Source organism: Telluribacter humicola, assembly GCF_017355935.1.
In the GTDB taxonomy this organism is placed as follows: Bacteria; Bacteroidota; Bacteroidia; order Cytophagales; family Spirosomataceae; genus Telluribacter; species Telluribacter humicola.
Genome location: NZ_JAFIQT010000002.1, coordinates 139,327 through 159,628, shown reverse-complemented (window position 1 = coordinate 159,628; position 20,302 = coordinate 139,327). Strand labels below are relative to the sequence as shown.

The following is a 20,302-nucleotide window of genomic DNA, read 5'->3' as shown; positions in this document are numbered from 1 at the left end:
CCTTATGAACCGTAGAGACTTTTTATACCAAACCGGGGCCTTCACAGCCGCCGCAGGGCTGGCACACGTTGATTCGCTGGCGGAGCAGCTGGGAGCTTCGGGCAAAGAAGCGCCCGTGATTATGATTACGTCCGGCTGGCAACCCGTCAACATCGGGGATATAGCCCACACGCCTGGTCTGATCGGACTACTGAAAGAGCGTTTGCCCAAATCCCGCCTGATCCTGTGGAAAAGAAGTAAAAATCAGGGGGTGGAAGATATGCTCACGAAGCACTATCCGGGCTTAAAGATTATTCACGGCAGTGTTAATAAAGAATTTGAACCGCAGAGCGAGGAGGTAAAGCAGGCCTTTAAAGACGCTGACTTTTTTATGCACGGTTCGGGTCCTTCGGTAATAGCGGCCGACTACCTGGAAGCCTGGCACCGTCAGACCGCCAAACCCTTCGGGATTTTTGGCGTGACAATCGGCAGTGTTTCGCCCTCCCTGAAAAGTCTTCTTCAGAATGCTTCCTTCATCTTTACCCGTGAAACCGCCTCCATTGAGGTACTGAAAAAAGCCGGTTTGCATGGCGACCACATTGCTTTTGCTCCGGATGCCACCTTTGATCTTGACATCCAGGATCAGGCCAAAGCCCGGGAATTCATGCAGGCCAATCAGTTGGAAAGCCGTAAGTTTATCTGCGTGGTACCCCGCCTCAGAATGACGCCCTATTATAAAATCAATCCCAATAATGCGGGCTGGAGCGCCGAAAAAATAAAGCAGGTCAACGAGCTGAATGACAAACATAAGGAAACTGACCATGCCAAACTGCGTGAAGCCATGGTAGCCTGGGTACGCAGTACAAAAAACAAAATAGTGGTGTGCCCCGAAATGACTTACCAGGTGAACATCATGGACGAGTTACTGATTGACCCTCTGCCTGATGACGTAAAACCGTACGTGGTAAAGCATGGCTACTGGTATCCCGACGAGGCCGCTTCGCTGTACGCGCAGGCGCATACGGTACTTAGCTTTGAATGCCATTCGCCCATCATAGCGGCGGCCAACGGTACTCCGGCCTTCTACCTGCGCCAACCCGAAGACACCATCAAAGGCCAGATGTACTACGACTTAGGCCTGGCCGACTGGACTTTTGAAATTGAGCAAAGTACCGGACAGCAGATCTCGGACCGCCTGATGCAGGTACATGCTAACTATAAAGTCGCTACAAAAAACGTCAAACAATCGCTGGACAAAGTTGACAAACAGTACGATGAGGCTTTTAAAATTATGAAACGCACTATGGCATAAGTACTTCGCTGGGGGAATACCCACACCGAAGTACCTGATGAATTGTAAATAAAGAAAAACACGCTCCATAAAACAGCCCGTGGTGACAAGGGCTGTTTTTTATGCTTAAGGCTATTACCCAAGTACCTATCCCCTACTTGAAGTACCTCTCCGCAAATCGGATAAAAGTAGGCCAGTTGGGACCGGGGTAGTGGCCGCCCGCGTGCTGGCGAAAGGCCAGATCACCATTGATCAGCTCAGTCTCTACAACCGGTAACTCCTGGGTACCTAAGCCTTTTTTGCCCAATAACTCGTATACATTACCGGCCGCAGCCGCAGCCATAAACATTCCTCTGGCATCGGCCCAGGCATCTCCCTTATCGCCGTTACCAATAAAGACCGGACGCGGCGCACAAAGGGCAATGAGCTGGTGGGAGTCGACGGGCAGGTCATTCCAGCCCAGCGGACCGGCGTACTTAATGAAGTTACCGGCCATCCAGTGGTACTCGCTGGCCGCCGCTACGTTCTCTACTACCTCACCCCAGTTGCGACGGTGCAGTTTAGCTCCGCCTTCCCCCGATGAGCTGATGTAGGCAACGGCAAAGCGCGGCTCGTAAGCCATCGCCACCAGGGCCGCCTTACCAAAGCGCGAGTGCCCTTCTATACCCACTTTCTTTGCGTTTACGTCTTTATCTGTTTCGAAGTAGTCCAGCGCCCGGCTGGCTCCCCAGGCCCAAGCCCGCAGGGTACCCCAGTCGTCGGGCTTGCGGCGCTGGCCCTTGTTCATAAGGCCAATGATGCCTTCGGTCAGGCCCGCGCCGTTGTCAGCCTGAAAACTGGTAGGTAGCAGTACGGCCGCACCCCATCCCTTCTCGAGGAGTTGCTGCTGCCAACCCGGTCCGGTAGGGGCCTGCGCGGGCATCCGGAAGCCCGGAGGAAATACAAACCCAAACTCCATCATGACGGGTACTGGCTGGGTAGCCTGGGCGGGCGTCAGCAGGGAGAGCTGGATATCGACCTTAATGTCGGGGTAAGACGAGTTATCCACGTGCCCTACGAGTTTCTTCATTTTAGTAGGTACCGCTCCTATGACCGTATCGCTGACACTTACTACCTCCCACTGTACCTTGGGTGTATTGGCGGGCATACGACCGTAGATCTCCCGGTCAAACTCCTCCACAATTTCGGGGCGGCGGCGGTTCCACCAGTCCTTGGCCGTCTTTACTTTCTGACCATTTTTGAGCGTCAGGTTTTCAGGTAGCTTCGGGAAGGGGTTGGCTTTGGTCTCGTCGTAGTTGGCAGCATTGGGGGCTTGCGGATTGCTCCCATTCACCCCGGGACGCAGTTCCTTAATCCCCAACTGGTCCAGCATGTGCTGGTGGTCGGCGCGGGTTTTGCGTTGCGTGCGAGCTATAAGACTGTCCTGCTCGGGCGTTCGCGCGGGCATCTGCGCCAGCAGGGAAGAAGAGGACAGCAGAAGGCATCCCAGCAGGATATGGTTGAAGGCGCTCATGGAAGGTGGTTCTCTATAGGTGCGATAGTTATTTCGTAGCTACCAAAAGGAGGAAGTGAAAAGGAAATACTTTAATAAATGATTACTGGAAAACTTAGAAGATTGCAACCCGAAAAACACACTGATACTAATCCCCATCAGTACCCTCTTTATAGTAAATACAACTCGAATGCCCCCTCTGAAGCCGATCCAACGCCTTTCTACGCCTGTCCAAATAAAATAATTCAACTATTTTTTAAAATTATTTAGGGATAATAGCTACTTCCTCTACTATACAGGTACCTAAGCCCTTATACATTACCACCATGATTTTTAAACAGCTAGACGACGAACGGTTGGTAGGATTACTTAGAGATGGTCAGATGGCCGCCTTCGAAGAAATCTATCGTCGGTACTGGTATAAGTTGTACTGCATTGCCTACCACCAAACCGGCATTCGGGAAGATGCCGAGGAACTGGTACAGGAGGTATTTCTGAAACTGTGGAGCCGCCGTTCGGAGGTACTGATTCGGCACCTGGGCATGTACCTGACCATTGCCGTCAAAAACCAGGTGTACGACTACATCAAATCGCAGATCAGCTACCGGAAGTACCAGGAGTACCTCATTTTTCAGGAGATCCACCAGAACCACAATACCGACGAAATCATCAACTTCACCGACCTGACCGAGGCCGTAGAGAAGGTGCTGAATCAATTGCCGGAAAAAAGTGCAGAAGTATTCAAGCGCAGCCGTTTCGAGAACCAGTCTGTTCGTGAGATCGCCAAAGGGCTTAATCTGAGTGAAAAAGCCGTTGAATACCACATTACCAAATCGCTACGCTTCCTGAAGGATAATCTCAAAGAATATCACTCGGATAACTAGGTAGTTTATAGCTCCCACCACCTATGAGTCAACACGAATTCAATCAACTACTAAAACGCTACCTGGAAGGCAAAACCACCGAGCAGGAAGAACAACTGTTGTCGGAATGGTACAATTCACCGGCCAACCAGGTTGAAGTAGACCTGCCCAGTGAGCAAAAAAAGGGTGTTGAAAAGCGGATGTGGCAGAATATCCGCCAGCAGATACGTCCCGTAGCCAGCACGCGCACCGTTAGGCTTGCATGGCTTTCGGGCATAGCCGCCTGTCTGGCTCTGGGTAGTATCTGGTTCTTTACTCTCCCTACCCACCAGCCAGAGTCGGTAGTAGCCACCACCCTCAAAGGGCAACAGGGCATTGAAGTAAAAAATACCCTCGCATCCGAACAGGAGGTGGGACTGCCGGATGGCACCGTTGTAGTACTTTCTCAGAATAGCAGCCTGGTCTACGACAAGTCATTTAATCAGGCCAAACGGGAGGTGTATCTCAAAGGCGAGGCCTTCTTTAAAGTAAAACGGGATGTTACCAAACCCTTTGTGGTGCATGCCGGTGACCTGGTTACCGAAGTACTCGGGACGAGTTTCAGAATCAGGCAAAACGAACAAGGGAAGAAAACGGAGGTATCCGTCCTGACAGGAAAAGTATCAGTATATGCCCGGGAGGATAATCCGGAACGCGAGCGCAACGGCGTGATCCTTACCCAAAACCAGCGCGTACTGTACGACGAAGTAACCCGCAACATCGTGCCTACCCTGGTAGAAGATCCCCTACCCAGGGTACCGGTTGAACAAGTGCGCGCGGCCCTGGCCTTTCAGGAAGTCTCGCTGGACGAGGTACTCTCTCAGCTAACCCAGCTCTACGGGATTGAGTTTGTCATTTCTACCCCAAAAGCCAAAGACTGCCACATCACCGCCGATCTCAACGGATTATCCCTTTTTACCCAGCTTGAGCTGATCTGTAAATCCATTGATGCTACCTACGAGAAAAGGGGTACTGTGGTATTTATCAACGGCGACGGCTGCTAACAAAAAAGCCGAAAATGCTGGACACATTTTCGGCTTACTGGAATACCCTCTACAAACGCCAATCTGTGGGAGGGTACTGTTTCTCAATTCTTACCAATTAAAAAACAAGTAAACTTATGAAAAAAACATTACCGGTCCCCAAAAACCTGTGGAAGGTTATGAAAGTCTCATTGTCACAATTGCTCTTACTCGTGATCTGCGGTAGCCTGGCCATGGCACACGATATCCATGCTCAGGAAGTACTCAATCGCCCCATTACCATCATTGGTGAGAAGCTAGAATTAAAGGATGTTCTGAATAGGATTGAGAAAGAAGCGCGCGTAAAGTTTGTATACAGCACCAAGATCAATTCAAATCAACGTCTATCCCTCAACGTGAGCAACCGCAAGCTGTCGACGGTACTGGATGAGGTGCTGAAGCCCATTGATGTGGAGTATGAAGTAATCGAAAGCCGGATCTTGCTACGAAAAAGAAAAGCGGAACCAGAACTAACACCGGACCGACAGCAATCCAATGCAAATGATATAAGTATTGATAAAACCATCAGGGGCCGGGTTACCGACGAAACCGGTGCGGGCCTGCCGGGGGTCAGTGTGGTACTCAAAGGTACCCAGCGCGGTACCACCACCAATACCGAAGGCCGTTTTGAGCTCCTGGTACCCGAACAAAATGCGGTGCTGGTTTTCAGCTTTGTGGGCTACTCGAGCCAGGAGGTACCGGTAGGCAGTCAATCTACCCTGTCGGTTTCTCTTGAACCTGAAAATAAAGCACTCAACGAAATAGTGGTAGTAGGCTACGGCCAGGTTCGTAAAAGCGACCTGACCGGATCAGTAGCCACGGTGCCGGTGGATGAAATTAAAAAGATAGCCGTTACCTCGCTGGACCAGGCCCTGCAGGGACGGGCGGCGGGCGTGCAGATCACCCAAAACTCAGGCTCCCCCGGAGGAAGTACTACCATCCGGATACGTGGCGGTAATTCGATTAATGGAGACAACGAACCTCTGTACGTAATTGATGGTATTCCTTTTAAGAATGATGGCGCGGCTACCGGTTCCAGTTTTAATGTACTGAGTACCCTCAATCCGAGTGATATCGAAACTATGACAGTACTCAAAGATGCTTCTTCTACCGCTATTTACGGTTCAAGAGGGGCCAACGGAGTAGTGATCATCACCACCAAGCGGGGCAAAGCCGGCCGTTCGTCTATTAACTTTGAAACCTACTACGGTATGCAGGAGCCACGCCGGCTATATCCAGTGCTGAATGCCCGTGAGTATGCGCAGTTTGTCAATGACGCCAATACCAACGAAGGTCGTCAGCCCGTATACACGCAGGCGCAGGTAGATGCCTTTGGTGAAGGTACCAACTGGCAGAAAGAGATCTTCCGTTCGGCTCCCATATCCAACTACCAGCTATCAATCAGTGGTGGGGATGACAAAACCCAGTACGCACTGGCAGGAGGCTATTTCAAGCAGATGGGTATCGTTACCAACTCCGATTTTGACCGTTATTCACTCCGTCTGAATCTGGACCGGAAACTGACCAACCGGCTCAAAGTCGGCAACAGCCTGACCGTTAACCGTACCCTGACTAACCAGTCCCGTACGGATGGTGATCTGGGAAGTGCGGGCCTGGTTACCATCGCGGCCTTACAGTTCCCCCCTATACTACCGGTCTACAACACCGACGGATCTTACCTGATTAATGATCCTGCCCTTACGTTCACGGCCGACAATCCCGTGGCCCTGGCTCGTGAATCAAAGAACACAAATACCGCCTTTCGTACCTTTGGTAATGTATTTGGTGAATATCAGATCATAGAGGGGCTCAGTCTGAAAGTACTATTAGGAGTAGATGCCGTACTGCAAAAGCAGGATTCTTACCTGCCCCGCAGTGTATCCAGCGGCCTGGCTCAGGGAGGCTCCGCAGCTATTTATAACGGTGAATCAGTAACCTGGCTGAACGAGAATCTTCTTAACTACTCCAGAAGTTTTGGAGAAGCCCATAGCGTTAGTGCCGTAGTAGGTTTCACACAACAGGCCAACCGCTTTGAGAGCAGCCGGGCAGCTGCCCGCAACTTTGTCAATGATAACCTGGGCTCTGGCAACTTAGGTGCCGGTTCGGTACCTCTGACTCCTTCATCAGGAATAGGTACCTGGGGTCTGCAGTCCTACCTGGCTCGGGTCAACTACAGCCTGTACGACAAGTACCTGTTCACCGCGTCGTTCCGGGCGGATGGGTCTTCCCGCTTCGGTGAGAACAAACGCTATGGCTACTTCCCCTCAGCGGCCGCCGCCTGGCGTATCTCAGGAGAGCCTTTTATGCAGGATGTCAAATTCCTAAGCGACCTGAAGCTACGTGCTACCTACGGAATGACCGGTAATCAGGACGGTATCGGTAACTTTCCGGCCTATTCGCTGCTGGGTACCCAGAATTATATCTTCGGCAACGCCGTTTCGACGGGTATCGGACCAGCTCAGATTGCCAACCCTGATCTATCCTGGGAAACAACCAGTCAGGCGGATATGGGTCTGGATGTAGGCCTGCTCAATGACCGGATTACCCTGACGGCGGATGTGTACCTCAAGCGTACGCGGGATCTTCTGCTCAACGTGACCATCCCCAGTACATCGGGCTACTCGAGCGCTATCAAGAACCTGGGCCGCGTCGAGAACAAGGGGATTGAGCTAAGTATCTCTTCGCGTAACCTCGTGGGTGCTTTCCGGTGGAATACCGACCTGAACTTTGCCTCTAACCGCAATACGGTGCTGGACATTGGCGGTACCCGTCAGATCTTTGCCGGACAGGTAGCCAACATCGCTCAGAATACCAGCTCAGGTATTATCCGCGTAGGCGAACCACTGGGTTCGTTCTTCGGATACGTCACCAATGGCCTTTACCAGTCTACCGACGAACTGGCAGCGCTGGCTGATCCACAGGCGCGCAAACCCGGTGACCGCAGGTACCTGGACCTTAACGGCGACAAAAAGATTGACGACAACGACCGTACCATTATTGGACGGGCTCAACCCAAATTTATCGGTGGTATTAACAATACCTTCTCCTACGGTGGCTTTGAGCTGACGGTATTCCTGCAGGGCGTCTATGGCAATGATATTCTGAATGCCAACCGCTTTGAACTGGAATACCTCAACGGTACTACCAACCAGAGCCGCGACATGCTCAACCGCTGGACGCCTACCAACACCGATACGGATATTCCAAGGGCCTCTACCACCCGTCCGGCCAACCGCATCTCCACCCGTCAGATCGAGAATGGTTCGTACCTGAGGCTGAAGAATGTACAGCTGGCGTACAACCTGGCTCCGTCGGTACTGAAAAAGATCAACATACAGTCGCTGAGGCTGTACGTAACGGCGCAGAACTACGCCACCTGGACAAGGTACTCAGGCTACGATCCAGAAGTAAACCGCTTTGGTCAGGACAGCCGCAGCCAGGGGTTTGACTACAGCAGCTACCCGGCTGCCAAGACCCTGCTCTTTGGTCTGAATGTAGGGTTCTAAGCAGGCCCTTTTCTATAATATCTTTCTTTTTGACAACTACTAGAATATTTGAAATATGAAAAAGTCGACTACCCTTTTTCTCTTTTCGCTATGGGTACTGACCTCCTGCGATGTACTGGAGCAAAAGCCTGAATCCAACTTTACACCAGCCAACTTTTATAAAAATGCCGAAGATGCCAAGGCCGCGGTAAGTACCGTATATGACCCACTGAACTCATCTGATCTATACGGTCAGATCATGTGGATCATCCAGGATCAGGCTACGGACGATGCCGAATGGGGAGGCGGACGATCTACCGCGAACCAGGCCAAGAACGACCTTGACAAGTACACCTTTACCCCGGCTACTACCACGTTTCAGTCACTCTGGTCGGCAGTCTATCGGGGCATCAACCGGGCCAATACCGTCATCGACCGCGTACCCGGTATACTCATGGACAACGACCTAAAAAATCGCTACGTAGCCGAGGCCAAATTCATGCGGGGCTTCTACTACTTCACGCTGGTACGTCTGTTTGGTGGTGTACCTCTGGTGGTTAAAGAAACTACTTCGTTGAACGATCTAGCCGTTCCGAGGGCTTCCGTGGATGAGGTCTACAACCAGATCATTCAAGATTTTACGGATGCCGAAGGCGTACTACCTGCTACCTACACCGGGGCTGACCGTGGCCGGGCTACCAGAGGTGCCGCCAAAGCCTTTCTGGCCAAGGTGTACCTGACCCGTCAGGAGTGGACCAAAGCCGCCGCCAAGGCCAAAGAAGTAATTGACTCGGGTACCTATGACTTGTGGGCCAACTACGGGGATGCTTTCCAGATCGCGAATAAGAATGGAAAAGAAGCGGTATTTGAGATGCAGGCTCTGGGCGGAGGCTTTGGCGAAGGCAGCTGGATGCAGGGCTACATGCGCCCTAACTTTGACCGCGTCAACGGCATCGCCGGCTTTGGTGACGACCCAGTTACGGAGAATCTATACAAAACTTACCGGGAAGATGACAAGCGCCGTAATGTGGCCATCCGACTGTACTCGGCCACCAGTACTCCCGCCGCCCCTGCCAGCGTTGCCTTTCCAGGCTATGTATATAAGTACCTTGATCCATCTGCCACCGCGAATGGTGACGGTTCCAACAACTACCCCATTATCCGCTACGCGGATGTACTGCTGATGTACGCCGAAGCCCTTAATGAAATATCCGCCGGAAATCCCGAAGCCTACACCGCCATCAACCGCATTCGTAGCCGGGCCGGACTTCCTGAACTCGCTCCTACACTGAGTCAGGCCGAGTTTAGAGATAGTGTGTTGCTGGAAAGAAGACTGGAACTGGCCTTTGAAGGTCACCGCTGGTATGACCTTGCCCGCACCAAGAGGCTGATCAGCGCCATCAATGCCCAGAACCCGACCATTAAGGTGGAGGAGCGGCACTACCTGTTCCCTATCCCTCAGACCGAAATAGATGTTAATCCGGCACTCACACAGAACCCTAACTACTGATCCATCAAGTACCTTAATCCTGCCGTCAGTATTTTTCCGGTTCCGCAGGTAGTAGTGTCATCCACTTAAAAGCTTATATAAGAGGACAGCTAGTTCAGATTCGACCCATGTTAACCTGAACTAGCTGTCACTAAGTACTAAATCCAGATTCTTGATTTATGAGAATAAAAAATTCACTCTCCCTTTTAGCCCTGCTCTTTGCATGTACAGCGGCTACCTCTCCTACTGTAGATGATAACCCGCAGCACAAGGTCACTCATCAGACTGCCGTCCGACGGGCCGACGTCATTATCTACGGTGGTACCTCCGGGGCCATTACCGCCGCTGTCCAGGTCAAGAAGATGGGCAAGTCCGTGATCGTAGTGTCGCCGGATAAGCACCTGGGCGGACTGTCGGCGGGTGGATTGGGCTTTACTGATACGGGTAACAAGTCGGTGATTGGGGGACTGTCACGGGAGTTTTATCACCGCCTCTACCAGCACTACCAGCAGCCCGAAAACTGGACCTGGCAGAAGCAGTCCGAATATGGCAATAAGGGCCAGGGTACTCCCGCCATGGACGGCAGCAACCGCACCATGTGGATCTTTGAACCGCACGCCGCCGAGCAGGTATTTGAAGATTTCGTTAAAGAAAATAAGATCACCGTCTACCGCGACGAGTGGCTGGACCGCTCGGCAAAGGGTGTAACCAAAAAGGGCACAGCCATACAATCGTTTAAAACCCTGAGCGGCAATACCTACCAGGGCCAGATGTTCATCGACGCTACCTACGAGGGGGATCTGATGGCCGCCGCGGGTGTCAGCTTCCACGTGGGTCGTGAGGCCAACAGCGTCTACGGCGAAAAATGGAATGGCGTGCAGGCGGGCGTATTTCAGCACGGACACCACTTCAAGAAGCCTGTAAGCCCTTATAAAGTACCTGGCGACCCCAAAAGTGGTTTACTACCCGAGATTTCCTCCGAGCCCATTGCCGAAAACGGCACCGGCGATAACAAGATCCAGGCGTACTGCTTCCGGCTGTGCATGAGCAACCATCCCGACAACCGTATCCCCTTCCCGAAGCCCGAAGGCTACGACCCGGCGCGCTACGAGCTGCTGCTGCGGGTGTATGATACCGGCTGGCGCGAAACCTTCCAGAAGTACGACCCCATCCCCAACCGCAAGACCGACACCAACAACCACGGCCCGTTCAGCACCGACTACATCGGCAAGAACTACGACTATCCCGAAGCCAGCTACGAACGTCGTCGCGCGATCATTAAAGACCACGAACTGTACCAGAAGGGCCTGCTGTACTTTATGCAGAATGATCCGCGTATGCCTGAGGACGTAAAAAAAGAAATGCAACAGTGGGGACTCCCCAAGGATGAGTTCAAAGACAATGGCCACTGGCCCCACCAGATTTATGTGCGCGAAGCCCGCCGCATGACCGGTGAATTTGTGATGACTGAGCCGCACACGCTGGGTAAGAAAGAGGTACCTCAACCCATTGGCATGGGCTCCTACGCATTGGACGCCCACAACGCGCAGCGCTACGTGACCAAGGAAGGCTATGTACAGAACGAAGGCGACATAGGGGTACATCCTGATAAGCCCTACTCCATCGCCTACGGCTCTATCCTGCCTAAGGAAAAGGAGTGCAGCAACCTGCTGGTACCCGTAGCCATGTCGAGTTCGCACATTGCCTATGGCTCCATCCGCATGGAACCCGTGTTCATGATCCTGGGACAGTCAGCGGCCTCGGCGGCGGTACTGGCCATTGACAACAAGGTATCTCCCCAGAAGCTCCCTTACGAAAAGCTACGGGCAGTACTGCTGAAAGACCAGCAGCGGCTGGAATTGTAGAAGGTTAATCCTGTTAGTAGTCAGCCCTGTTTAAACAAGGTTTAAACAGGGCTGACTACTACAGACTTCCTACTGCATACTGTACTTTGAAATCAATTCACAGCTTAGAACGTACAATCAATACACAATTTTATGTCCGTTCTGAAACTGTAACGTCCCCCCGCTCATAATAAGCTTCTTGAGCGTCGCATCTCCGGTACTAATGGTTACCGTATGTGAAGAATTAATTTGTACTTCCTGATTTTGGTTAGGTATACAGTTGCAACTCCAGGTAGTTGAGTCGTGCCAGCTACCCGACTTTAAACTTTGTACAGTCTGATTCAGTACATTAACCTGAAAAGTATCCTGCAGATGCCCGAATCCGTCACGCACATAATAGGTGGCAGTTACGGTAGGAGACACAGTCAGGGTTCGGCTGGTGGCCAGATAGGGTTGGTTTGGCGATGCAGATGATGTCCATTGATAATTACCTACCCAGGATGCCCTTAATGTTATCGGAGCACCAGCATTCGTGTTAAGGGTGGTCGTTTTGTTTACATCCTTCATCACCACAAACGAGTCGGCTACAAAGTAGTTAGGTGAGGCATCCAGTTCCTTGATATACTTAACATCCAGCCGGTTTTCCCTGAACAGTAGCTCTATAGAGCCTCCCGTAACGTGGTAAAAGGCGGTTGAATTATCTCCGGTAAGATTATCCAGGGGTAGCTCAGAGGTGCTCGGATGTTTGACCTTTCCCGCGTCCGCATCATTAAAACCGGCATCCTGTTGACTTTCGCTAACATACCAGCCCCTACCCGACGATCCTAACATCAGGTACGTGTAGGCTGTTTCGGCATTGGTCTTGATGTGCGGGGGAGAAGCCGGATAACGACCCAGATTTCCAGACTGAACAAAATCTGTTTTACGGGGCTGCGTACCTGTTTTCCTGATCATCCCAGCCCGAAGGTAGGCGTGTGAGTGCGATACAAGCAAGGCATCAATACGGTACTCGGGTTTTTCCAGAATAGGCAGTAGTCTTTCCCGGACCCTTTCTATATCATGTTCGTGCTCAAAATGTCCTATGGTGGTGAAGGGCGGCAGGTGGAAAGTAACGATCGTCCACTTTTTCGTATTAGCACTTAGATCCTCTTTCAGCCACTTTACCTGGGGCAGCGAGTCAATGGGCGTGTCATACGTATTGTCCTGGGCAATGGAATGCTTACTGAATATTTCATGAGTACCACTAAAACTTGGCTGTAACCAGATATCATTCTTATTCAGATCCTCAATCAGGTAAGGATTCAACACTACAAAGTGGATGTCTCCCTGGTTAAAGGAGTAGTACCCCTTCTTATTATACGTAGGCACTCCGCCGATCTGGGCGCTGTCCGGAAAGGCAAACGCAGTATAACTGGCCGCGGTCTGGTTATGGTAAGCTTTCCGGATGGTATACGTCAACCCATCGGAATGAACATAGGGGCCGTGGTGGTTGTAGTCGTGATTCCCCATGACCGTCCAGGAAGGCATGTATGAAAGCAGTTGTTTGTCTTCGGGTCGCCCGTAGAACTTGAAGAGGGTTTTATCCAGGGCGGGCTGGTAGCCTTCGTAGACCGTATTGGAATTATCTCCCAGAAACAAGATTCCATCCACCTGCGGATTATTACGGGAATTAAGATAGGCCAGGTACGCGTCCCGGACCTTATAAGGCCGCGGATTATCCGGTCGGGAGGCACCCGAGTCTCCCAGCAGCCAGAACCGCATGGTATGCGTAGTATCAGTAGGGTCCGGCAGGGTCCTGAAAAAGGTAGCTGCGGGGTTATACTGCAACTGCTGAAAAGCATTGCCGCTGTTATAGCCAACACTATAGTAGTACTTCGTATCCGGATTCAGGTTTTTCAGAATAACCCTGTGCAGCGTATCAACCTTCGAAACATATATCTCCGTAAAGCCCGAGCTCAGGTCGGAGTTGGTACTATACCGCACAGTAGCCGTACTGGGAATCGTAGTATTCCACCAGACCTCCATCCGGTTATGGGCAGCTATTTGCAGATAGGGATACCTAAACAGCGACACTACCGACGTACTGCCTTCCAGCTGCAGATCAAAAAGTAGATCCGAACTGGTCTCCCCGACCTGGTGTACCTCCACGGCTATCAGGTTGCTGCCGCTCTGAAAAAGCGAAGCGCTCAGCAGCGTGTCGATGGTCAGCGAGTCGCCGGCCGTTCGGGTGTAGGGGTCGCTGGGGTTAGGGTTCATGTTCTTACGCGCTACCTCCACCCCGTTAACGTAGATCACGATGCCGTCGTCGAGGAAGGCCCGCAGGCGGTAGCCGCTGTAAGCTCCCGCGTCGGCAATACTGAGGGTCTTGCGGAAATAAAAGGCCGGGTAGTTGGGCGTGCTGTTGCCCGGTCCCCGCTCGAGCTGCGTGTTATAGGTATGGCTGCCAAAACCAAAGGCGCCCTGGCCGCTTTCCCAGCCGGCATCGCTGAAGGCGGCTGTTTTCCAACTGGCAGCCGGAGCGGTATTGCTCTCGGGGGCATACTTCCAGACCGACTTGTAAGGAAGCAGAGCACCTCCCGAAGTAACTCCTTCCAGCTGCAGATCAAAAAGTAGATCCGAGCTGGTCTCCCCGACCTGGTGTACCTCCACGGCTATCAGGTTGCTGCCGCTCTGAAAAAGCGAAGCGCTCAGCAGCGTGTCGATGGTCAGCGAGTCGCCGGCCGTGCGGGTGTAGGGGTCGCTGGGGTTAGGGTTCATGTTCTTACGCGCTACCTCCACCCCGTTAACGTAGATCACGATGCCGTCGTCGAGGAAGGCCCGCAGGCGGTAGCCGCTGTAAGCTCCCGCGTCGGCAATACTGAGGGTCTTGCGGAAATAAAAGGCCGGGTAGTTGGGCGTGCTGTTGCCCGGTCCCCGCTCGAGCTGCGTGTTATAGGTGTGGGTGCCAAAACCAAAGGCGCCCTGGCCGCTTTCCCAGCCGGCATCGCTGAAGGCGGCTGTTTTCCAACTGGCAGCCGGAGCGGTATTGCTCTCGGGGGCATACTTCCAGACCGACTTGTAAGGAAGCAAGGCTTGAGCGTTCGTTTTCCCAACTCCCAGCAAACAAAGAATGAGACAGACTATTATAAAATAGGAAAAGGACAATTGGCCGGCATACTTCTCCTTATTTAGGGTTGAATAAAAAATTTCCATAGTGAAGAATGGAGAAAAACATTTGGATAGATTAGTCTTGAAGGGCATGTCAGAATAGATTAGGATATAATCTTTCTCTACGTAGTGCAGCCTCCGGAAGTATATAAATCAATCAGTTACCCGTGGAGGCAAGTAGGGAGTGGACCTCTTTTAATTTTCGTCGGCTTATTACCCACCGGCTACCGTCAATCAACACTACACAGGTTTTACCTACAGATTTAATGTAGGCCCTGTTTACTGCATAAGCATTGTGGATGCGGATAAATGCATCAGGAGGAAGTTTTGAGAGCAGAGAACATAAGGAGAAGGAAGATAAGTGTTCGCCACCATTGTAAAAGTAAATGTGAGTATAGTTTCTCTCGCTGCGTAGTACTACGATCCGGTGCGTTTCAATAAAGTCTCTCCCATAGGAAAAAAGCAACATTAACCCACCCGGGTCTCGTTTAGGAGCAGGTAAGGCAGGTTTCGTCATTGGTTTAGTGTGATGCACTTCATTGGTAGTCATAGAATTAAATTTGCAGATACCGTGATACATACAAATTCAGTATAAAACCCGGAAGACATTCAGGAAGTATATCACCCTATGATGATGATACTTCTTAAGGAAGTACCTGACAAGAATCAGGAGTAAAAGCAGCCACTTTGAAGAAAATATTCCTATATAGCATACAGACAACGGGACTCACTGTTCACTAGCAGGAAGTGAGTCATCCGAAAAGAGAATGTAGACTATGCAGAAAAAGTGAACTACACCAGTGAAACATACCTGGCCAAAGTACCTGGCGCCGCTTTTAAAGCATAGCTGCATTGAGCGCGGAGGCTGTAAATTAAGGACTAAACTGGTCGCGCCTCCAAAATAGTTCGACAAAGATACTATAAGTATCTTTTATTGCTATATAAGTAACATATTTTTTTAAATATTATCTGCTGGCTATCAGGTACTATATTGGAGCCACCTTCTGCATTAAGCCATCGAAATTAAAATTTAGATCAGCAACAAAAGTTACTTAAAAACCGGGTCTGGCAAGGACGGTACCTTCCCTAAAAATCATCCTGTCGAGCAGGGTAAGCCTGCAGGTAAGTTGACTTTCAATAACAGGAACATTTCCCTTTTCTGTACTATTTATTCCCATGAGGACACCCATCTTAAAAAAACAACTACTCACTTTTATTCTTGCCTTTGCTTTCAGCCTCACCTCCGCCCTCGCCCAGACTCCCCTTTGGTCCCGGTACGAGCACAGCTTTACCAGCAGCAAAGACTACGAAAACCCAATCTACAACGTTCGCAACTTCAGTATACGCTTTACTTCACCCAGCGGACGTACCAAAAATATCCATGGTTTCTGGGACGGAGCCCGCAACTGGAAAGTACGTATGGCCCCGGACGAAACCGGTACCTGGACCTGGGAATCCCTCTGCTCCGACACCACCAACACCGGCCTCCACCGCCAGCGGGGTTCTTTTCAGGTAGCTGCTAACCCCAGCAAGCACGACATTTACCAGCACGGCAGCATTGTACGCCCTAAAGGCAGCTACCACCTGACGCACGCCGACGGTACCCCCTTCTTCTGGACCGCCTGTACCGCCTGGAACGGTACCCTCAAATCCACCGAACAGGAGTGGGATACGTACCTGGCCCACCGCGCCCAGAACGGCTACAGCGTCATCCAGTTCGTGACGACCCAGTGGCGCGGCGGCGACAAGAACAGCCGCGGTGAAGTGGCCATCGAGGGCAGTGGCAAGATCAGCATCAATCCTTCCTTTTTCCAACACCTCGACGGCAAGGTAGACAAGATCAACGAGTACGGACTGGTGGCTGCTCCCGTACTGCTGTGGGCGCTGCCCGCCTCGCAGGGCCGCGAGCTGAGTCCCGGCTACTACCTGCCCGAAGAGGAGGCCATCCTGCTGGCCCGCTACATGGTAGCGCGCTATGGTGGTAATCAGGTGATCTGGATCCTGGGGGGCGACGGCAAGTACACTGATCAGTACGAGCAGCGCTGGAAAAGCATAGGGCGGGGTGTATTCGGCGACGAGCAAGGGAACGCCCGACCGCCGGGCGTAGTGGCCCAGCACCCTGGCGGCGGCTCCTGGATTGGTGAGATATACGCCTCCGAGCCCTGGCTGGATATTGTTGGGTACCAGTCTGGTCATAACCGCTCGGACCGGGCCGTAACTTTTATGACAAAAGGCCCCGTAGCCCGTATGTGGGACAAGCTGCCCGCCCGCCCCTTCATCAACATGGAGCCGGTCTACGAAGAAACCAGCCCGAACATCAAAGCCATTGATATCCGGAACGCCAGCTATTGGAGTATCCTCAACGCTCCCACCGCCGGGATTACCTACGGCGCCTACGGTCTCTGGCCCTGGCTGCGCAAAGGGGAGGATATCCTGAACCACGCCACCAAGGGCGAAGGCATGAGCCGCTGGGACGAGAGTATGAAGCTCCCTGGCAGCGTACAGGTAGGGTACCTGGCCAAATTCATGCGGCAACTGGAATGGTGGAACCTCAAGCCTGCCCCCGACCTGCTGGTAGAGCAACCCGGTGACAAGCAGTACAACCACTTCGTATCGGTATCCCGCACCGACGACGGCAACCTCCTCGTCGCCTACCTGCCCACCTCCACCCCCATCCAGCTCTATGACCTGACCAACGCTACCTACACCGCCCAGTGGTTCAACCCCGTCAGCAACCAGACTACTTCCGGCAAGGTCCAAAAGGCTAATGGAAAGCTGACCGCTACACCTCCCGCAGGCGGTGATGACTGGGTGCTGGTGCTGAGGAGGGGGAGGTAGAGATAATGAATTAAATCAATAGTCACCGCAGCACCCCATAAAGTATTATTGAATATAACAAAATTTTAACCTGATCATCATTTCAAAAAACTACAAGATGGGGTATAAGCTCCATAATAATTTTACCATCATAGATAAGTACTAAAGTAAAATAAATTACTAAGCCTCTATTGAAATGTTCATAAATATGTTAAAAGTTTAAAACATTAAATATGTAATCTATAATACTCTATTCCATATGGAACATAAGAACTATTTGTTTTAAAACAGACACTTGACCCTTTTTCTGCTTTTAGCTATGTCGACTATATAAGGCTATTTATCTGGCAGCTTGAACATATAGAGTATGATCTCGAAGACGAAGTACAAAAACAGATTCTAATTGAAGATTTATTCGACTTAGCTAATAGAACAGTAACTTATGATATAGACAGAATTGATAGTTTACAAACAGTTTATGCTAGTTATTTGAACGAAAAAATAGAGAATAGAGATTACAAAGAATATTTAGATGAATTATATCAAAATGTAAGACTAAGACCGTACGCATCTATATTACTTTACAATTACTATACAAAATTAGGAGAATATGAAAAAAGCTTGCCATATATTGATGAGATGGAGTATATGCAAGAAAACTTTGAAGTAATTAAATTCCTTTTAAAGGTATATGGAAGAAATTTACATGATGTAAATACAAGGATAAAGCTTCTCAGGTTAACACGAACAAACCCTCAGCTAGAAAAAGACAATCCACTAAGATATAACTATTTTATCTTTATTGCAGAAAACTATAACCGAAATTATCATGAAGGCAGAAGCTATCTAAAAAAATTCAAACGAAGTTCCATAATCTCAACCCAGAATTTCATTATAAATGGAAGTAATCAGATGGTAACGTTTCAACTTTTGAAGCAGCAGTTATTAAAAGTTCAGGAGAAAGATATAAAACAATAAAAGTCTTGTCTATGCAATTAACAGTAAGACTAGTGAAAGGAAACTACGATAAATATCCGATTGGAAGTAAAGTTAATGTTAAGCTTCATTTTTACTTATATGGCCTTATGGCCGAAATAGTTAATACCCAAAATAAATCTAATGAAGAATCATCATTATTAGAACTCGAATAACGATATCTACCTAATTTCTATATAATGAATATATCTTTAATTAGAATACAATAGATGGATTGGAAACTTTACTTTACAGACAACCATGAAAGAGCAGGTTGTAACCAGTTCTAAACTTAATTAAGATTACCAATGTAATTATCAGGAAATGACTGCATATAAATAAGTAGCGGCGGAGCAGATTAAAAGACGTCATGTCTTAATGTCACCCCCACACATTACGATCCCCCGTCACGAGATTTACCAATTTCATGTTTATTCAAGTTTAATAGAATGGTAAATGAATAAATCAATCTTGATTATCACATTGTGCTTTCTAACAACCTTCACTGTAGCACAAACTCCTGTGCCTGTGAAGCCTAGGATCCTGATCAGTACAGATATAGGCGGCACTGATCCTGATGATAATCAATCCATGGCCCATTTGCTGATGTACAGCGATCGGTTTATGATTGAGGGACTGGTTCTTTGCAATCAATCATTCAACAAAAATACAGATTACAAGCCAACAAGATCAGTGCTCCGTCGAAGCTCCAGGCAGCATCTTGCCAACTACCGGTAATATAGCTACAACCATCCATGATTTGAACACAGTACCCGTTGCCTGCTGCCGGATATTTGTAGTCTAAAACTGACAACATGGAACAACTAAAAAAAGTAGCGCTGGGCACACAGGGTTTGAATGTGCCACAAATTGGTTTGGGCTGTATGGGCATGACGGGTTTAGGTGAAATGCATATGTATGGACCCGCTGAGGAAAAGGAGGCCATTGCCACCATCCATCGTTCTTTCGAGCTGGGTGGCAATTTTCTGGACACAGCAGACTTATACGGCCCGTTGGAGAATGAACGGTTGATTGCCAGGGCGGTAGGAGCGCAACGCAGCCAGTACATCATTGCCACCAAGTTTGGCTGGGAAATTGACGATGCCGGGCAGATGACCTGGCAAATCAACGGCAGGCCGGATTACGTACACAAATCCGTAGAGCGATCACTCAAAAACCTGAACACCGACTACATTGATCTGTACTACCTGCACCGGCTGGATAAAAGCACGCCCATCGAAGAAACCGTAGGTGCGATGGCGGAACTGGTGAAAGAAGGGAAGGTTCGTTACCTGGGGCTGTCGGAGATGTCGGCGGAAACCGTACAGAAAGCCCATGCGGTGCATCCCATCACGGCCCTGCAAACGGAATACTCCCTGTTTGAACGGACGGTGGAAGCCCGTGGCATCATGAAAGCAATGACTGATATGGGCATAGGCTTGGTAGCTTATTCGCCGTTGGGCAGGGGCTTTCTTTCCGGCCACATCCGAAGCATTGACGATTTACCAGCTGATGATTTCCGGCGCAACATTCCCCGCTTCCAACCGCAATATTTTGGTAAGAACCTGGAACTGCTTCATGCCATTGAAGCGCTAGCTAAAGAGAAAGCCATTACACCTTCACAACTGGCGCTGGCCTGGGCACTGCATAAAGGTACCTTGCCTATACCCGGCACCAAACGCAGAGCCTACCTGGAACAAAACATCGCTGCTGCCCCGGTAGTACTAACCGATACGGAGATGAAAAGCCTGGAAGGCATTGTGCCGCTTGGGATCGATACCGGTGACCGGTATGACGAATTCAGCATGGGCTTGCTTGACTAAGGGTCGCACACCTAACATCTCTATAGCTGCTGTTTG

General features: G+C 50.3%; 13 protein-coding genes. 10 read left to right on the top strand and 3 right to left on the bottom strand.

From position 1 onward, the window contains the following. Window positions 1-4 precede the first annotated feature (4 nt). Window positions 5-1,291: a polysaccharide pyruvyl transferase family protein gene (locus tag JUB14_RS11595; RefSeq protein WP_207506196.1), complete on the top strand. Its 1,287-nt coding sequence runs from the start codon at window positions 5-7 to the stop codon at window positions 1,289-1,291. Window positions 1,292-1,424: 133 nt separating this feature from the next. Here JUB14_RS11595 and JUB14_RS11590 read toward each other — a convergent pair whose 3' ends face one another. Next, window positions 1,425-2,783, bottom strand: coding sequence for an alpha/beta hydrolase family protein (locus JUB14_RS11590; protein ID WP_207506195.1), 1,359 nt, complete (start codon window positions 2,781-2,783; stop codon window positions 1,425-1,427). Between the two features lie 305 nt (window positions 2,784-3,088). Between JUB14_RS11590 and JUB14_RS11585 the strand changes: the two genes are divergently transcribed. The 5 genes from JUB14_RS11585 to JUB14_RS11565 all read left to right on the top strand — a co-directional run bounded on the left by JUB14_RS11585 (window position 3,089) and on the right by JUB14_RS11565 (window position 11,525). Next, window positions 3,089-3,646, top strand: coding sequence for an RNA polymerase sigma factor (locus JUB14_RS11585; RefSeq protein ID WP_207506194.1), 558 nt, complete (start codon window positions 3,089-3,091; stop codon window positions 3,644-3,646). Between the two features lie 23 nt (window positions 3,647-3,669). Next, window positions 3,670-4,668 (top strand): FecR family protein, encoded by a 999-nt coding sequence (locus JUB14_RS11580; RefSeq protein WP_207506193.1) that lies wholly within the window; start codon window positions 3,670-3,672, stop codon window positions 4,666-4,668. Between the two features lie 116 nt (window positions 4,669-4,784). Further along, window positions 4,785-8,192, top strand: a complete 3,408-nt coding sequence (locus JUB14_RS11575) for a SusC/RagA family TonB-linked outer membrane protein (RefSeq protein ID WP_229367753.1) — start codon at window positions 4,785-4,787, stop codon at window positions 8,190-8,192. A 55-nt stretch (window positions 8,193-8,247) separates the two neighbouring features. Further along, window positions 8,248-9,681 (top strand): RagB/SusD family nutrient uptake outer membrane protein, encoded by a 1,434-nt coding sequence (locus JUB14_RS11570; protein ID WP_207506192.1) that lies wholly within the window; start codon window positions 8,248-8,250, stop codon window positions 9,679-9,681. 158 nt (window positions 9,682-9,839) lie between these two features. Then, entirely contained in the window at window positions 9,840-11,525 is a 1,686-nt protein-coding gene (locus JUB14_RS11565; protein WP_207506191.1) for an FAD-dependent oxidoreductase, read from the top strand. A gap of 117 nt (window positions 11,526-11,642) precedes the next feature. On the opposite strand, the gene JUB14_RS11560 is transcribed toward JUB14_RS11565, so the two are convergent. Together JUB14_RS11560 and JUB14_RS28105 are read right to left on the bottom strand one after the other, a co-directional pair. Then, window positions 11,643-14,573: a purple acid phosphatase family protein gene (locus JUB14_RS11560; protein ID WP_207506189.1), complete on the bottom strand. Its 2,931-nt coding sequence runs from the start codon at window positions 14,571-14,573 to the stop codon at window positions 11,643-11,645. A gap of 235 nt (window positions 14,574-14,808) precedes the next feature. Next, complete coding sequence (locus JUB14_RS28105) at window positions 14,809-15,120, bottom strand: LytTR family DNA-binding domain-containing protein (protein ID WP_374757812.1); 312 nt, start codon at window positions 15,118-15,120, stop codon at window positions 14,809-14,811. Window positions 15,121-15,827: 707 nt separating this feature from the next. On the opposite strand from JUB14_RS28105, the gene JUB14_RS11550 reads away from it, so the two are divergent. The 4 genes from JUB14_RS11550 (at window position 15,828) to JUB14_RS11535 (ending at window position 20,266) form a co-directional block, all read left to right on the top strand. Then, entirely contained in the window at window positions 15,828-17,489 is a 1,662-nt protein-coding gene (locus JUB14_RS11550; RefSeq protein ID WP_207506185.1) for a glycoside hydrolase family 140 protein, read from the top strand. 468 nt (window positions 17,490-17,957) lie between these two features. Continuing rightward, the gene (locus tag JUB14_RS11545) at window positions 17,958-18,446 is read left to right on the top strand and encodes a hypothetical protein (RefSeq protein ID WP_207506183.1); all 489 of its coding nucleotides are present in this window, start codon (window positions 17,958-17,960) and stop codon (window positions 18,444-18,446) included. 525 nt (window positions 18,447-18,971) lie between these two features. Then, a complete protein-coding gene (locus tag JUB14_RS27885) occupies window positions 18,972-19,181 on the top strand; it encodes a nucleoside hydrolase-like domain-containing protein (protein ID WP_310586132.1) in 210 nt (69 codons plus the stop codon). Between the two features lie 77 nt (window positions 19,182-19,258). Next, window positions 19,259-20,266, top strand: a complete 1,008-nt coding sequence (locus JUB14_RS11535) for an aldo/keto reductase (RefSeq protein ID WP_207506181.1) — start codon at window positions 19,259-19,261, stop codon at window positions 20,264-20,266. Window positions 20,267-20,302 lie beyond the last annotated feature (36 nt).

Coding starts and splice junctions, on each gene's coding strand:
- JUB14_RS11595 (WP_207506196.1), top strand. CDS start 5: ATGAACCGTAGAGACTTTTTATACCAAACCGGGGCCTTCACAGCCGCC.
- JUB14_RS11590 (WP_207506195.1), bottom strand. CDS start 2,783: ATGAGCGCCTTCAACCATATCCTGCTGGGATGCCTTCTGCTGTCCTCT.
- JUB14_RS11585 (WP_207506194.1), top strand. CDS start 3,089: ATGATTTTTAAACAGCTAGACGACGAACGGTTGGTAGGATTACTTAGA.
- JUB14_RS11580 (WP_207506193.1), top strand. CDS start 3,670: ATGAGTCAACACGAATTCAATCAACTACTAAAACGCTACCTGGAAGGC.
- JUB14_RS11575 (WP_229367753.1), top strand. CDS start 4,785: ATGAAAAAAACATTACCGGTCCCCAAAAACCTGTGGAAGGTTATGAAA.
- JUB14_RS11570 (WP_207506192.1), top strand. CDS start 8,248: ATGAAAAAGTCGACTACCCTTTTTCTCTTTTCGCTATGGGTACTGACC.
- JUB14_RS11565 (WP_207506191.1), top strand. CDS start 9,840: ATGAGAATAAAAAATTCACTCTCCCTTTTAGCCCTGCTCTTTGCATGT.
- JUB14_RS28105 (WP_374757812.1), bottom strand. CDS start 15,120: ATGTTGCTTTTTTCCTATGGGAGAGACTTTATTGAAACGCACCGGATC.
- JUB14_RS11550 (WP_207506185.1), top strand. CDS start 15,828: ATGAGGACACCCATCTTAAAAAAACAACTACTCACTTTTATTCTTGCC.
- JUB14_RS11535 (WP_207506181.1), top strand. CDS start 19,259: ATGGAACAACTAAAAAAAGTAGCGCTGGGCACACAGGGTTTGAATGTG.